Annotated in this window: 1 protein-coding gene; it reads left to right on the top strand. The window is 37.3% G+C overall.

Features of this window, described 5'->3' with window-relative positions; translation table 11 throughout:
• Window positions 1-70: 70 nt before the first annotated feature.
• Window positions 71-255 (top strand): hypothetical protein (locus AAEY79_RS15655; protein WP_352289513.1); only part of this gene is annotated, 185 nt, incomplete at its 3' end.

Genomic DNA, 255 nt, shown 5'->3' on the forward strand with positions numbered 1-255 from the left:
TATGCTTGTAGAGCACTTCTTAACTCACCACGGTTATGCCATTCCTAAACTACCTGATAGATTTTGGGATATGAGTGATCGCAAAGAATATTGGCAACAACACTACCAAAAGTTAACCAACGAAAAGCTAATTTTTATTCATCCAGGTACCGGTGGCTCTTCTGGTTGCGTACCTGTAGAAAAGCTAGTTCAGTTAATGATAAATGTTGATCAACAAACTCAATCAGCATGCCATTTTATTTTAACATTTAACGG

It is taken from the genome of Psychrobacter sp. GW64-MNA-CIBAN-0177, from assembly GCF_040309585.1.
GTDB lineage: Bacteria > Pseudomonadota > Gammaproteobacteria > Pseudomonadales > Moraxellaceae > Psychrobacter > Psychrobacter okhotskensis.